This is a genomic window from Vibrio sp. CJQ_6 (genome assembly GCF_043106745.1).
Classification (GTDB): domain Bacteria; phylum Pseudomonadota; class Gammaproteobacteria; order Enterobacterales; family Vibrionaceae; genus Vibrio; species Vibrio furnissii.
Window position 1 is genome coordinate 25,856 of sequence record NZ_JBICMV010000012.1, and the last position, 14,156, is coordinate 40,011.

The 14,156-nt window shown below is 51.6% G+C and carries 11 protein-coding genes; 5 read left to right on the top strand and 6 right to left on the bottom strand.

What is annotated here, in order from left to right; translation table 11 throughout:
- Positions 1-6: 6 nt before the first annotated feature.
- The 5 genes from ACF8PK_RS07105 to ACF8PK_RS07125 form a co-directional block, all read right to left on the bottom strand.
- Positions 7-939: a phosphatidate cytidylyltransferase gene (locus ACF8PK_RS07105; RefSeq protein ID WP_154180963.1), complete on the bottom strand. Its 933-nt coding sequence runs from the start codon at positions 937-939 to the stop codon at positions 7-9.
- A complete protein-coding gene (locus tag ACF8PK_RS07110; RefSeq protein ID WP_392440648.1) occupies positions 932-1,627 on the bottom strand; it encodes a CDP-alcohol phosphatidyltransferase family protein in 696 nt (231 codons plus the stop codon). Before ACF8PK_RS07110 ends, ACF8PK_RS07105 begins: the two co-directional genes overlap by 8 nt.
- A gap of 156 nt (positions 1,628-1,783) precedes the next feature.
- Positions 1,784-3,697 (bottom strand): putative bifunctional diguanylate cyclase/phosphodiesterase, encoded by a 1,914-nt coding sequence (locus ACF8PK_RS07115; protein ID WP_392440649.1) that lies wholly within the window; start codon positions 3,695-3,697, stop codon positions 1,784-1,786.
- A gap of 29 nt (positions 3,698-3,726) precedes the next feature.
- Complete coding sequence (locus ACF8PK_RS07120; RefSeq protein WP_004726541.1) at positions 3,727-4,206, bottom strand: hypothetical protein; 480 nt, start codon at positions 4,204-4,206, stop codon at positions 3,727-3,729.
- A 329-nt stretch (positions 4,207-4,535) separates the two neighbouring features.
- Positions 4,536-6,065: a bifunctional GNAT family N-acetyltransferase/carbon-nitrogen hydrolase family protein gene (locus ACF8PK_RS07125; RefSeq protein ID WP_038151344.1), complete on the bottom strand. Its 1,530-nt coding sequence runs from the start codon at positions 6,063-6,065 to the stop codon at positions 4,536-4,538.
- Positions 6,066-6,299: 234 nt separating this feature from the next.
- Between ACF8PK_RS07125 and ACF8PK_RS07130 the strand changes: the two genes are divergently transcribed.
- Positions 6,300-7,070, top strand: coding sequence for a sugar transporter (locus ACF8PK_RS07130; RefSeq protein WP_392440650.1), 771 nt, complete (start codon positions 6,300-6,302; stop codon positions 7,068-7,070).
- Positions 7,071-7,166: 96 nt separating this feature from the next.
- Here ACF8PK_RS07130 and ACF8PK_RS07135 read toward each other — a convergent pair whose 3' ends face one another.
- Positions 7,167-8,534, bottom strand: coding sequence for an L-serine ammonia-lyase (locus ACF8PK_RS07135; RefSeq protein WP_041942586.1), 1,368 nt, complete (start codon positions 8,532-8,534; stop codon positions 7,167-7,169).
- A 446-nt stretch (positions 8,535-8,980) separates the two neighbouring features.
- On the opposite strand from ACF8PK_RS07135, the gene ACF8PK_RS07140 reads away from it, so the two are divergent.
- From ACF8PK_RS07140 to ACF8PK_RS07155, 4 genes are all read left to right on the top strand, one after another.
- Entirely contained in the window at positions 8,981-10,450 is a 1,470-nt protein-coding gene (locus ACF8PK_RS07140) for a YdiU family protein (RefSeq protein ID WP_392440651.1), read from the top strand.
- A 220-nt stretch (positions 10,451-10,670) separates the two neighbouring features.
- Positions 10,671-11,396 (top strand): response regulator, encoded by a 726-nt coding sequence (locus tag ACF8PK_RS07145; RefSeq protein ID WP_392440652.1) that lies wholly within the window; start codon positions 10,671-10,673, stop codon positions 11,394-11,396.
- A gap of 1 nt (position 11,397) precedes the next feature.
- Positions 11,398-12,852, top strand: coding sequence for an ATP-binding protein (locus tag ACF8PK_RS07150; RefSeq protein ID WP_004726526.1), 1,455 nt, complete (start codon positions 11,398-11,400; stop codon positions 12,850-12,852).
- 17 nt (positions 12,853-12,869) lie between these two features.
- The gene (locus tag ACF8PK_RS07155; protein ID WP_392440653.1) at positions 12,870-14,117 is read left to right on the top strand and encodes an ABC transporter substrate-binding protein; all 1,248 of its coding nucleotides are present in this window, start codon (positions 12,870-12,872) and stop codon (positions 14,115-14,117) included.
- The last annotated feature ends 39 nt before the right edge of the window (positions 14,118-14,156 follow it).

The following is a 14,156-nucleotide window of genomic DNA, read 5'->3' on the forward strand; positions in this document are numbered from 1 at the left end:
AGGGCCTCAGTAATAGAGATAGTAGATGTAGTGGAAGAACAGCGGCGCGGTGAACATCAGGCTATCGATGCGATCCAAAATGCCGCCGTGGCCCGGAATAAACTGGCTGGTGTCTTTAATACGCAGATCCCGCTTAACCGATGAAATCACCAAATCGCCAATGAAGCCGCTAAACGCGATGATCATGCCGGCCACTAAGCCTTGCATCGGGGTCAGTGGCGTCAGGTAAGGGGCGGCGAAATAGGACACCACAATCACCGTCGCACTGCCACCGATAAACCCTTGCCAGGTTTTGTTCGGACTAACTTTCGGCACGATTTTGTGTTTGCCAAAGCTCTTACCCCACACGTACTGACACACGTCGTTAAACTGAGTCATCACCAGCAAAAACAGCAGCATGCCCAATGAACCTGCATTTGGATTCAGGCTCGGCAGCACCAGCAGATACGCCATGTGGCTGATGCAGAATACCGTCAGCATCATGGCCCAGTGAATGATACCGGCCGAGCGAATAAACCCTTTGGTATCGCCAATCAACACCATCACCATCGGCAGGTACAAAAAGATGTACACCGGAATGAAGATGATGAACATGCCGTACCAACCAATCGACAACCAGTAAAATTGGAACGGAATGGAAAGGTAAGCCCAGAAAATGACGCGACGGTCGGTCATGCGAGTTGGGACGATCGACAGGAACTCTTTCAGCGCCAAAAAGCTCAAAAATCCCATGAAAAACAGCGTGTAGTTGAGCGGCAGTGCCAACACCACAAACGCGATGGCCACCATCCACCACCAAGAGCGAATGCGCAGTTTTAGCTCGAGATAATCACGATCCCGATGACGACGTGACAACCACAAATAGCAGACCGTGCCGACGAGCAGTACGGCGACGATCGTCAGCATGACGTGTTGAGCGTGAACGGGAAGATTAAACATGTGGTTGGGCGTCCTGCTTTGCAAATTGCGCGTGATGGAAATGGTAGATGTGCTCCAAGCGGCGCCACGTGGTGATCACCAAGCCGCACAACATCAGCGCCAGTGCGAAATCGAGGGTATAACTGAGGAAATGCAGCGGTAGGTGCAGCCCTTGATAGACGCACAAAATCACCAGAGATGCGGTCAGCAACGCCATGCGATGCTGTTTGGCCATCGGGCCGCAGAAATCGGCTGGGCCGTTCATGCTGACGCCCAGCACGCGTACATACGCCGTGAGGACCGCGAGAATGGCGCAGATCCAAGCCAGATCCATGCCGAACAGTGAGTGTGTGGCAAAGCCTGCTCCGACGATAAACAGCGGATCGGCGATGCGGTCGGGGACATCATTAAACAGTTCGCCAGCGGGTGTTTTTTTGCCGCCTTCAACGGCGACCATGCCATCAAACAAATTGCACAGTAAGCGCAGTTGAATACAGCCTGCGGCCAAGAGCAATAACAGCGCAGACGGATAGAAATGATGTAGCATCAAACTGATAAAACCCACCAGCGCGAATGCGATGCTGAGTAATGAGATTTGATTGGGCGTCACCTGTTTCTGGCTCAGCCAGATGGCGATGCGTTTGGTGAGTTTGAGTTCTCGGACAGCGAGCGGTCGACGATTCGCCTCTTCCAGTGTTGGGGTAGTCATAAAGCCTCTGACGTGTGATTGGTTATTTTTGATAGATTAATTATTAAACAAGTTTTATAAGAGGCGATGTATTAACATGGATTGGTGTATTTTTGAAGCGTGGTCACGCCAGTTCTGGGAGCAGCTAACACGATTGGCGATCCCACGTGACCCGTCTCATTCAGCAGCGCTCAAAACCGGTTGGGCACGCGCGAAATATTGATCGCTAAAGCGGGCAAATTCTTCTTTGGTGACCGGTTTAGAAAAGTAGTAGCCCTGAAACTCATCGACGCCTAATTCTTGCAGACGATGAAGCTGCGTTTCATCCTCGACGCCTTCAGCAACCACTTTGATACCCAATTGATGCGACAGGGTCACAATGGCCGAAATGAAGAACTTCTGGCGCTCCAAACTATTGAGGTCGCGCACAAACGATTTGTCGATTTTCAGTTTGTTAAACCGCAGATGGTTGAGGTTGTACAGCGATGACCAGCCAGTTCCAAAGTCGTCGAGGGACAAGCGAATGTTGATGTCTTCCAACTGACGAATAATGCTCACACTGCGATCGATTTCGTCGAGCGTCATGGTCTCGGTGATTTCCAACACGATGGCGTCGAGATAGTTGATGTTGGAGGCAAAAATATCGGACACCAACGCCGGTAACTCTTCATCGAACAGCGAATCGGACAAGTTGATGGCCACTTCAATGCGCGAATTAAACGCAAGCCAATCGACCGACAGCGCTTGATAAACTTGCTGCATGATCCAGCGGCCAAGCGCTTTAGCGAGTCCCGACTCTTCGGCAATCGCAATCAGGTATTCTGGATTGATAAAACCATGAGTGGGATGATTCCAGCGGATCAACGCTTCGCAGCCTAAGCGTTCGCTTTGACGCAAGATGATGGGTTGAAAGGCCATGTACAGCTGTTTTTGATGGCTGGTGTTGAGCAGCACTTCCAATTCTTCTGATAGTTTCCGTTTCTTGCGATGCTCAATCTCCATCTCTTTGCTGTAATACACCACCGATTCCGTGGGGTGGCGCTTGGCGATATGGAGTGCCAAATCGGCGTTGTTGAGGATCACGGAAGACTTTTTCAGGTAGCGTTTGGTGTGCTCACTCATCTCATGGCTCAGCGCGATCCCGGTTGAGAGCGTCATGCGCTTCGAAGGGTCGAGTCGGTGAAGTACCGTGGTTAAATCGCTCAGCAGTGACTTGACGAAAAACTCAAAGTTGAACTCGCTGCGGTTAATCAGAATCGCAAATTCATCTGCACCGGCTCGCGCGCACAGAAAGGAAAACTTATCGCACTTGTCTTGAATGCGCTCGCTGATTTCCATCAGAATTTTATCGCCATATTCATAGCTGACGATGTCGTTGATCTCTTTGAAGTGGCTGATGTCGAGTAAGATCAGCGCGTAGTGATGGTTGCGTTTGCTCAACACTTCAATCTGTTTGAGCAGGTAGTTGCGGTTCTTCAATTTGGTCAGCGGATCGTGCCATGCCATAAATTGTTGATACTTCGCATCGCTATAAACCCGCAAGGAAATGTACGCCAGCACAAACAAGATCAGCAGCATGTCGTACAGCACGGTTTGTTTGTTTTGGGCGATGATGGCGCGATTGCGCGCGGATTCTTCGCCGGTGAAATTCACAATCATGAGGTTGCGAATGCCCGGCATCAACGTTTTCAGTTCTGCAGAAAAGTCTTTCAGTGCGGTTAAGTCGGATTTCAGTACCGCATTTTCATACCGACGCAGCACGTTAAACGCAGCGGCAACCACTTCGCCAGAGCCAAATTGTGAGCGAATTTCACGCGTCTCATCACTGTTGAGGAAGGTGTCGTAACGGTTCCACAAAATGTCGTATTTCAAATTGAGTTTGCTGGATGAACGCGTGTCATTGACCAGGTAGGTGTCGAGTTGCGAGGAAAACTCCAGCGTTTCGATTTCGAGTTGTGCCAGAGCCCACGCCGACAACTGAGTGTGCTTCGTCAGCATGTTATAGGTGTCGTTGAACTTCACCAACGTCCAGATGGAGAAGATGAACAGTCCAAACACACATAAGATGAAGAAAGCGACGCTGCGACTCATAGGGCACCTGCACACTCAGTTGGTTGCGGTTAACGCAACGTTTCGATTTGGCTCACTTGCCACACCATACGGCTGTGCAGCACTTCGTTATTGAGTTCATTGAACTCGGTGAGCGGGTAAATGACCCAGATCGGCCCTTTGTCACGCACACTCATCACGTCATCGTTCTTTTTGACGGCAAACAGCGGGTTGTATTTTTCGATGTCGTCATAGGGAATCGTCGACCAATAGTTGTTGAGTGCCGTCACTTTGAGATCGGCCTTTTCGACGCCAATCATATGCAGTAACGCTTTGGCTGAAACGCCAACGAATTTGGTGGAATCGTCCGTCCATGGCGTGTTGGTGACGATCTCTTTGTCGGCATGCGTGAGCAACTGCTCAAGGCTGAAATACGCTTTCTGACCTTGATTGTCGACGGTGAGGATCGCATCGCTGCTGGCGAAAGCCGCCAGAGAGGTAAACCACAGAAGCAACACAGCAGATTGACGGGAAACAAGGGCGTTTAACATGGCGTAGTCCTCACCAGTAATTAGGGTATAAAGTGGGATATTGCTCGCAAAAACTTGCGGGTTCTCTATAGGTATAAAAAGTTTATGCACGAAGTGCAAGAGGGGGCATAAGGCACTTATACTAAAGGAGTATGAACGTTAATTAATTGAAATTTAAAGGGTTGTTGATTTGCAAAATGCGACGCTTGTTGCACTAGAGACGTGGGAAGGGGTAACTCGCTGATCGGAAAAGTGGCGTGATTACCAAATTGAAAAAGCATGCGCTCCGCCAAAAATGGGGAGTGCATGCTGGTCAGACTAGTTATTGTGACGGCTCTCAACAAGTTTCATCACTTGGTGTGGGTGAAACCGCCATATAAATCCATGCGCCTATGACGCAAGTTGGTCACCGAACCCTCAGTATTCAATTGCTTTAACTTGTCGAGATCCACATCGGCAAAGATGATCATTTCGGTGTTGGGACTGGCTTCTGCGATGGTGGCATCGTGCGGGAAAAAGACGTCTGACGGCGAGAACACCGCAGATTGCGCGTACTGAATATCAACGTTATCGACGCGCGGCAAGTTGCCGACACTGCCGCCAATGGCGACGTAACATTCGTTTTCGATGGCACGTGCTTGCGAGCACAAACGCACGCGTTGGTAGCCGTTTTTGGTGTCGGTCCAGAACGGCACGAAGATGATCTGCACGCCTTGCTCGGCCAACATCCGCCCCAGTTCTGGGAATTCACTGTCGTAACAAATCAAAATGCCCACACGTCCGGCATCGGTCTCAAACACTTGAACTTGATTGCCGCCATCAATCACCCAATCGCGTTTTTCGTGCGGTGTGATGTGAATTTTGTACTGTTCATCAATGGTGCCATCCCGGTGAAGCAAATAGGCCACGTTGTACAACTGGCCATCTTCCAACACCGGCATGCTGCCCGCGATGATATTGATGTTGTACGTCACGGCCAGCTTGGAGAATCGCAGCTTAATTTCTTCACTGAATGACGCCAGAAAGCGAATCGCTTCAACCGTATTCTGGTCTTTTTTCAAGCCCATCAACGGCGCGTTAAAGAACTCGGGGAACAGCGCAAAATCGGCCTGATAGTTGGAGAGCGAATCGACAAAAAACTCTGCCTGTTCAATCAGATCTTCCACGCTCAGCATGGCGCGCATTTGCCACTGCACAATGCCAATGCGCACCAAGGTTTTTTCCACGTCATGAATCGAATGAATGTCTTCCTCATAAAAGAAATTGTCCCATTCGAGCAAGGTGGCGTAACCGCGCGAGCTGTCATCTTCGGGCAAATAATGGCGCATGATACGTTTGACGTCGAAGTCGTTGGAGAGTTGGAACGACAAGATCGGATCGTACAGCTCGCGGCGCTTGATCTTCTCAATGTATTCCGGCACGTCCATGGTGTCGGCGTAACGACCAAAACCGGGAATGCGGCCACCGGCCAAAATCGCTTTGAGGTTATCGCTACGACACAGCTCTTTGCGCGCAGCATACAGGCGTCGCCCTAAGCGTAACCCGCGATAATCGGGATGGACGAACACATCAAGCCCATACAAGGCATCGCCGTTGGCTTTGTGTTGAATGACGTTGTGTTCGTTGATGATGTCGGTGTAGACGTGGGGGAGGGAAAAACGGTTGTAGTCGACTTTGATGGTGAGCGCGGCGCCGACGATTTTGCCATTGTCCTCAATGCAGATCTGGCCGTCGGGGAACTGGTGAATTAAATCCATGATGGTCATGCGTGGCCAAGCGCCGCCCACATCGTGAAAAACCAGATCCATGAGTGCTGCTAATTCGGGATAATCACTTTTTTCTATCACACGTAGTGTCAAACGCGGTGTATCACTACTCATACACTTACTGTCCTCAGTGGCTTCCTTCATGGATCCATACTGGACAACTTGTGCGGTCAATTCAAGGTTTGGGCTAAGATTTAACCGCTTGTTTTCATTCGCGGGCTCGCCGTGCATTAGTCATTATTGTATTAGTAACTCGTGTTGTTCCCTTGAGGCACGTCACGCAGTTTGCACTGTAAAGCTAGGCAATTTGAGTCATATTGTAAGGACGCGAAGCGCCGAGCATGGATCATGAAACATTACCCCTTACCGATTTTGTATACGTTAGTCACTTCGGCTCACTTGATGAGAGACCGTTGGCGGATCTTTGTGCGCTGCACTTGGCCTTATCTGGCCGTCACTCTGGTGTCGCAAATGGCTCCCGTGTATGGCTTTGAGACGGATGCATTACCGATGCAGATCCTGTTTGGGTTGGTGTTTTTGGTGGCTATGGCGTGGGCGACGGTACGCTTGCATCGCGACATTCTGTTGACCCGTTCAAGCGCAGCAAACGACGTGGCGCCAGTGCCCGGTATGCGCGAGCTTCGGATCATCGGGTATTGGTTGTTGATGTGCGTGACGCTGTTGGTGATGATGCTCAGTTGGGTGTCGGTCAGCGGCGCGATTGGGCTAATTCATGAAGAGAGTGGATTCTGGACGCAGATGCTGATCACGGCAGTGACAGTGCTGATGATGGTGTGGCTGATTTCCCGCTGCGGGTTAGTCATTCCAGCGACGGCGATTGATGATGAGCCGCGCGGGTTGCGGTTTGCGTGGCGCTTATCGCAGGAGCACAAGCGATCTCTGTTCGTGTTAACGGGCCTCATTCCGATGAGTTCGGGCCTTCTGTTCTCGAATGTTCCGGCCGACGGCAACTGGCTTTTGGCGCTGGGATTTGGCCTTTTGTCTTATCTGGCTTGGATGTATGAAATTTGTATTTTATCGTTGAGTTATCAGTGGATTGTGCAGCGTCAAACCATTGATAAACTGCTGCAGCAATCGCATTTGAATTTGCTGGCCTGACGTCATTGCCAGGCCAATGATTTCAAGGTTGACGCGAGGTTGTTCGCGTCATGCGCTGTTCAGGATTGTTTTCTAGGTTGCGCGCGAAGCCGGCGTTTACTCACAGGGCGGCGCGAGATGAATCAGTGCCAGCCCGCCCAGCGACGTTTCCCGGTATTTTTTATTCATGTCTTTCCCCGTCTGATACATCGTATCGATCACTTTATCGAGAGAAATTAAGCATTTGCTGGTGCGTTTCAACGCCATACGCGACGCATTAATCGCCTTCATCGCGCCCATCGCATTGCGTTCAATACATGGCACTTGTACCAAGCCGCCGATGGGGTCACAGGTCATGCCCAGCGAGTGTTCCATCGCAATTTCTGCCGCGATACACATCTGTTCATTACTGCCACCGCGCAAAGAGGTCAATCCTGCCGCTGCCATGGACGAAGACACGCCGATTTCCCCCTGACAGCCCACTTCGGCACCGGAAATGGAGGCATTGGTTTTGTACAAAATACCAATCGCGCCTGCGACGGCGAGAAAATCTTTGAGCTGTTTGGTGTCGAGTGGACGAATAAAGCGGTGGTAGTACATCAACACGGCGGGAATTACGCCCGCTGCGCCATTGGTCGGTGAGGTCACGACTTGCCCGCCAGCAGCATTTTCTTCGCTCACGGCGAACGCAAACAAGTTAATCCAATCCATGATTTCCATGGGGTCGTTCTCAATGGCCGCATTGGCTTCCAGCTTTTTGAGTAGCGCAGGCGCGCGGCGAGTCACGTTGAGGCCGCCTTCCAAAATGCCTTCGGTATCAAAACCGCGCTGCATGCACAGCGACATCACTTTCCAAATCTGTTCGGTCTTTTGGTCGATGGTATCGATGTCGCGCCATGCCGATTCGTTGCGCAGCACCAACCCGCCGAGGCTCAAGCCATTGCGTTCAGCCTTTTTCAACAGCTCTTCGGCTGATTTGAACGGAAACTCGACGTGGATGGCTGATTCCGATGTTCCGTGTTCGAGCTCTTTTGCGGTGGCGATGAAGCCGCCGCCAATCGAGTAGTAGGTTTCAAAAGCGACGATGACGCCTTGGGCATCAAACGCGGACAGCGTCATGCCGTTTTCGTGCAGCGGTAAATTTTCACTGTGGAACAGCAGGTCGCTGGTGTAGTGAAACGGAATCTCTTTTTGAGCACCCAAATGCAGCACAGCATCGTCCATCGCGCGTTGCATGGCCTGCGTGGCACTGGTCATTTTGATCGTGTCTGGTTGGTTCCCGAGCAAGCCGAGGATCACGGCTCGGTCAGTGTGATGGCCTTTGCCCGTCAGAGACAGCGACCCAAACAGGTCGATTTGGATACGCGAAACCTGCTGGATATCGGGTATGACAGACAGAAATTGAAAGCCTGCGATCATCGGGCCATTCGTGTGTGAACTGGATGGGCCTACGCCAATTTTAAAAATATCGAAGATCGATAACATACGGTCACCTGTCGTGGTATTCAGCCTCAAAACGCTATTGTGCGCCTTTAAAGCGTAGACGTTAACCTTTGTCTTGGTTGCCTTTTGTCATCTGCGATGTAACAAAAAATTAATATTGTTGGCGCTTGAGAATTGGATAAAACTTCATCATATTGTCATAACAGTGTCACATTCAAAGGGGAGAGACAAATGCACGTAGAAATGATTCAACCGAGTGTATTGGGAGTGATAGGCAGAACGCTCGTGTTCTCCCTGGTCACCGTCGTCGGCGTATTTTGCTTAGTGTAGTGAAGAAAAGTGTAATGAAGAGAACCCCAGCTTGCTGCTGGGGTTTTTACTGCCGTTTAAATTTCCTTTCGCTTCGAGAAGGCGCTTCAGTTAAAACCTAGTATTCCACTCAGGTATTTGCTAACTTGCACGCAAATAGTTGAACAAGAGATGGTGTTATGTCGGTTTGGGACAGCGTCACATTAACAACCCGCTTCAGCACATTACCTGATGCGTTTTTCACGCCGGTGCAACCGCAACCGCTCAGCCATGTTCGTTGGGTCGCGTGGAATCACGATTTGGCGCAGCAATTTGGCCTGCCTTCTACCCCCAATGATGAATTACGGCACAGCTTGTCTGGCGCGCAGTTACCCGCCGCATTTTCACCATTAGCGATGAAATACGCTGGTCACCAGTTTGGGGTCTACAATCCGGATCTCGGGGATGGGCGCGGTTTATTGCTGGCGGAAATGGCGACGCGGCAAGGCGAGGTGTTCGACATCCATCTGAAAGGCGCGGGTCTGACGCCATATTCGCGAATGGGCGATGGTCGCGCGGTATTGCGTTCGTCGATTCGAGAATATTTGTGCAGCGAAGCGATGGCGGGGCTGGGCATTGCCACCACCCGCGCGTTGGCCTTGATGCGCAGTGACACGCCGGTGTATCGCGAAAAGCAAGAGTGCGGCGCGTTGCTGGTGCGTGTGGCGCAAAGTCACATTCGCTTTGGGCACTTTGAATACCTGTTTTATACCGAGCAGCATGACGAACTTAAATTGTTGGCGGACAAAGTCATCGAATGGTATCTCCCGCACTGCGCGAAGACCGCGCAGCCGTATGCGGCGATGTTTGACCACATCGTGGATCGCACGGCGAAGATGATTGCCCAGTGGCAGGCGGTTGGGTTTGCGCATGGGGTGATGAATACCGACAACATGTCGATCCTCGGTCAGACGTTTGATTACGGCCCGTACGGCTTCTTAGACGATTACGAGCCTGGTTATATCTGTAATCACTCCGATTACCAAGGGCGTTACGCGTTCGATCAGCAGCCGCGCGTTGCGTTGTGGAATTTATCGGCGCTGGCGCATGCGCTGTCGCCGTTGATTGAACGCGAGGCTTTAGAAGCAGCATTGAGCGCCTATGAAACGCAGCTCAACGGATATTTTAGCGGCTTGATGCGCGACAAATTGGGGTTAACGACTCGGCTAGAGGGAGACGGTGAGCTGTTTCATGATCTGTTTGAACTGCTCGAAACACACCACGTAGATTACACGCGCTTTATGCGTCAGTTGTCTGCTCTGGATACTCAGCCTGTGCAGCATGTGGCGGATTTGTGTCTTGACCGTGACGCGGCACTGGCGTGGCTCACGCGCTATTTGAACCGTTGTGCATTGGAGCGCGATGAGCAAGGTCAGGTTGTGAGCGCCCATGAGCGCTGCGCCAAAATGCGCCAAGTGAACCCGAAATATATTCTGCGTAATTACTTGGCGCAGATTGCGATCGACAAAGCGGAGCAGGGCGACGACAGCGAAGTGTTGCGATTGGCGCAGGTGTTGAAGCATCCTTTTGATGAACAACCGGACGCCGAAGCGTACGCCAAACTGCCGCCCGAGTGGGGCAAGAAGCTCGAAATCAGCTGTTCGTCTTAAACGCGCCTTCACCGCAACATATTGTCTTGAGAGAACCCGGCCTGAACCGGGTTTTTTATCCCATGCGCGCCGCGAAACATCGCAGAACAGACGGCGTGTTCATGATGCCATCAAAATGTGATCGCCATCTTGGATGGATTCAAACTTTACATAAATATCAATGATGAATAGTGAACTGGATTGTTACACTGTGCCAAATCGTGCTTTCGGTGGGTGGGAAATGGAAAACACGCATATTTTAGTCGTTGATGATGACATCGAAATCTGTGAACTGTTGGATGAATATCTGAGCAAATCTGGTTTCAGCGTGGCCACGGTTTCCGATGGTCGCGCGTTGGCACAATACCTGACAGATCATGGCTATCCAGATTTGGTCTTATTGGATGTCATGCTGCCGGGCGAGGATGGCTTTACCCTGTGTCAAAAGATGCGACGCGATTCCAATGTGCCGATCATCATGTTAACGGCGGTTTCGGACGAGACCGATCAAATCATCGGTTTGGACATCGGTGCCGACGATTACATCGCCAAACCATTTAGCCCCCGTCAGTTGATGGCACGAATCAAAGCGCTGCTGCGCCGCGTGCAAGTCAATGAGGAGAAGCCGGAAGAACCCACGCCGTCTCATATTGTGTTTGGTGATTGGCGACTGGATACGCTGACCCATCACATCGTTCATCTGAAACGAGAAGACGTGCATGAATTGTCGGGCAGTGATTACCTGCTGTTGATGCTGTTTCTCAATCGTCCGAATGAAGTCATTGATCGCGACACCATCTCATTTGCCACCCGTGGACGTGAAGCGCTGCCTTTTGAACGTGGCATCGACGTGCAATTGAGCCGTTTACGTCAACGGCTGGGCGAGAGTGCTCAATTCCCGAACTACATCAAAACCATGCGCGGGAATGGCTACATCTTGTCGGTACCGGTTCAACGCGAGTACTGACATGCCGATACATCGCGTATGGACACGCATCAAACCCACGTCGCTGGTGGCGCGGACCTTATTGTTGACCTTGTTGGCCGTGATGCTAGCACAGGGCGTCGCCACATCGATTTGGTACAGTCAATCCAAAGCCAATGAGTTGGAAGGCATTCGTTCGGCTTCCGCCAGTATGGCGGGCATGTTTGCGTCAACCGTGACTTTTTTCCAGTCTCTGCCCGTCAAGTATCGTCACATTGTCCTCGATCAGATCCGCAATATGGGCGGCACGCGCTTTTTTGTTTCGTTTAATAAAGAGCAGCTCATCGTCGAGCCCATTGAAGACACTAGTCTCAAGTTGGCGTCGGTTGAGGCTGTGCAGGACGTCTTGCATCAGAAACTGACGCACGTCGGCAATATTCTGGTGGATTTCACCCGGCCGGAAAAACTACGTTTGCTGAAAAACGATATTTTATTGAGCGATCTGCCGAAATCGTGGGCGTATCACACCTTAACGCTGGAGCCGCTGAATCCGCCGGTGCTGGTGGTGCAGATTGAACTCGGTGAACACGAATGGATTTACGTCGCGGCTTTGCTGCCCGCGCCGTATGTCAAACTCGATGACAACATTCTCGGGCGTGAGCAGATTCTGTTCCTGTTCTTTTCGACGACGATTTTGCTGCTGCTGACTTATTTGCTGATGCGACGTCAGGTCCGGCCGCTGAAAAATCTGGCACGGGCGGCGAACGATCTCAGCCTCGATATCGCCCAGCGGCCATTACGCGAAGAAGGGGCGAGCGAGTTGGTGACTGCGACTCGTGCGTTTAACCGCATGCAGCAGCGCATTCGTCGTTATGTGTCAGATCGCGAGCATCTCTTTGCTGCCATTTCACACGATCTGAAAACCCCAATCACGCGTCTGCGATTGCGTGCCGAGCTGTTGGAAAGTGACGTCAAACGCGAGAAGTTTAACCGCGATCTCGATGAGCTGGAAATGATGGTCAAAGGCGCGCTGCAATGTGTGCGCGACACCGAACTGCACGAAAACAATGATTACATCGACCTGAACGAACTGATTTTGAACATTGCTGAAGGGTATAACTTTGCGCGTGAAACGGTGCATTTCAAACCGGTTGAGATGGAACCTTTGGTCGCGAAGCCGCTGGCGATGAAACGTGTACTCACCAATTTGATTGGCAACGGGGTTAAGTATGGTGATGACGTGACAGTCAGCATCCATGAAACGCCGGAATGGGTGGTGATCTCAATTCATGACCAAGGTCCGGGGATTCCGGAGAGCCAATTGGACGCCGTCTTTGAACCCTATTTCCGTCTGTCAGAGGATGGGGAAGGACACGGTTTGGGGCTGGGAATTTGTCGTAACATTCTGCACGGGCACGGCGGCGACTTGATCATCAGTAACTCGCTCCAAGGGGGGTTATTGGTACAAGTGTTTATTCCGCCGACCATCGACGTGTGACGCAACGGATGCTCATCATGAATCGACTAAAATGTTTACTCACCGCGGCACTCTGGCTGTCTGTCTCTCATGCTTCGGCTGGCGAAGTGGAAGTGCTGCACTGGTGGACTTCCGGCGGCGAGGCGAAATCCATCACTGTGTTGAAAGAGATGCTCGAGCAGCAGGACTACACGTGGAATGATTTTGCGGTCGCGGGCGGGGGCGGCGAAAGTGCGATGACTGTGCTGAAAACGCGGGCTGTGTCGGGCAATCCGCCAGCTGCGGCACAAATTAAAGGCCACGATATTCAGGAATGGGCGAGCTTGGGCTTTCTGACCAACTTAAACGAGGTGGCAACAACTGAAGGGTGGGATTCCTTCATTCCGCCGATGATCACCGACGTCATGAAATATCACCAAGATTACGTGGCGGTGCCGGTGAATGTGCACCGCGTGAACTGGATCTGGGCCAATCCTAAGGTATTTCAACAGGCTGGCGCCAAGATCCCTACTAACTTGGATGAGTTCTTTGTCGCGGCCGATCAAATTCAAGCCGCCGGGTATATTCCGCTCGCGTATGGGGGACAGCCTTGGCAGGATGTGACGGTGTTTGAAACGTTGGCGCTGGATATGCTCGGCGCCCAAGGGTACGTCAAGGCGTTTGTCGACTTAGACATGAAGACCTTGTCCAGTACGCAAATGGTTGAGGTGTTTACGCAGTTTCAGCGGCTGCATCGTTACGTTGACGGCGGCGCGCCGGGGCGAGATTGGAACGTGGCGACCTCGATGGTGATCAAAGGGGAAGCGGCGATGCAGATCATGGGGGACTGGGCCAAAGGCGAGTTTTCGGCTGCGGGCAAACAACCGGGCAAAGATTATGTTTGCGTGCCCGCGTTGGGCACGGCAGGGGCGTTTATCTACAACGTGGATAGTTTCGTCTTTTTTGAACTGAACGATCACGACAGTATTCAAGCGCAGCAGGTCTTGGCGAAAACCATTCTGGATCCTGAATTTCAAAAGGTGTTTAACTTGAACAAAGGCTCGATTCCGGTACGCACGGACATGGATATGTCGTCCTTTGACCAGTGCGCCGTGGATTCGATGCGTGAGTTTAAATCCTCGGCAAAAACCGCATCGCTGGTGCCAAGTGTGGCTCATGACATGGCGACCACCAACTACGTGCAGGCCGCTATTTTTGATGTGGTCAGCAACTTTGCGGCAGACCGCACGGCCGATCCGCGTGAGGCGGCGCAGCGACTGGCCAACGCCGTCAAAGCGGCGAGGTAAACCACGTCTGGGTTTGATGTCCATGGATTGCCGTATGCC

What these genes read in the sequence shown, in the direction of transcription:
- ACF8PK_RS07105 (WP_154180963.1), bottom strand. Translation starts at nt 939, where the DNA reads ATGTTTAATCTTCCCGTTCACGCTCAACACGTCATGCTGACGATCGTC.
- ACF8PK_RS07110 (WP_392440648.1), bottom strand. Translation starts at nt 1,627, where the DNA reads ATGACTACCCCAACACTGGAAGAGGCGAATCGTCGACCGCTCGCTGTC.
- ACF8PK_RS07115 (WP_392440649.1), bottom strand. Translation starts at nt 3,697, where the DNA reads ATGAGTCGCAGCGTCGCTTTCTTCATCTTATGTGTGTTTGGACTGTTC.
- ACF8PK_RS07120 (WP_004726541.1), bottom strand. Translation starts at nt 4,206, where the DNA reads ATGTTAAACGCCCTTGTTTCCCGTCAATCTGCTGTGTTGCTTCTGTGG.
- ACF8PK_RS07125 (WP_038151344.1), bottom strand. Translation starts at nt 6,065, where the DNA reads ATGAGTAGTGATACACCGCGTTTGACACTACGTGTGATAGAAAAAAGT.
- ACF8PK_RS07130 (WP_392440650.1), top strand. Translation starts at nt 6,300, where the DNA reads ATGAAACATTACCCCTTACCGATTTTGTATACGTTAGTCACTTCGGCT.
- ACF8PK_RS07135 (WP_041942586.1), bottom strand. Translation starts at nt 8,534, where the DNA reads ATGTTATCGATCTTCGATATTTTTAAAATTGGCGTAGGCCCATCCAGT.
- ACF8PK_RS07140 (WP_392440651.1), top strand. Translation starts at nt 8,981, where the DNA reads ATGTCGGTTTGGGACAGCGTCACATTAACAACCCGCTTCAGCACATTA.
- ACF8PK_RS07145 (WP_392440652.1), top strand. Translation starts at nt 10,671, where the DNA reads ATGGAAAACACGCATATTTTAGTCGTTGATGATGACATCGAAATCTGT.
- ACF8PK_RS07150 (WP_004726526.1), top strand. Translation starts at nt 11,398, where the DNA reads ATGCCGATACATCGCGTATGGACACGCATCAAACCCACGTCGCTGGTG.
- ACF8PK_RS07155 (WP_392440653.1), top strand. Translation starts at nt 12,870, where the DNA reads ATGAATCGACTAAAATGTTTACTCACCGCGGCACTCTGGCTGTCTGTC.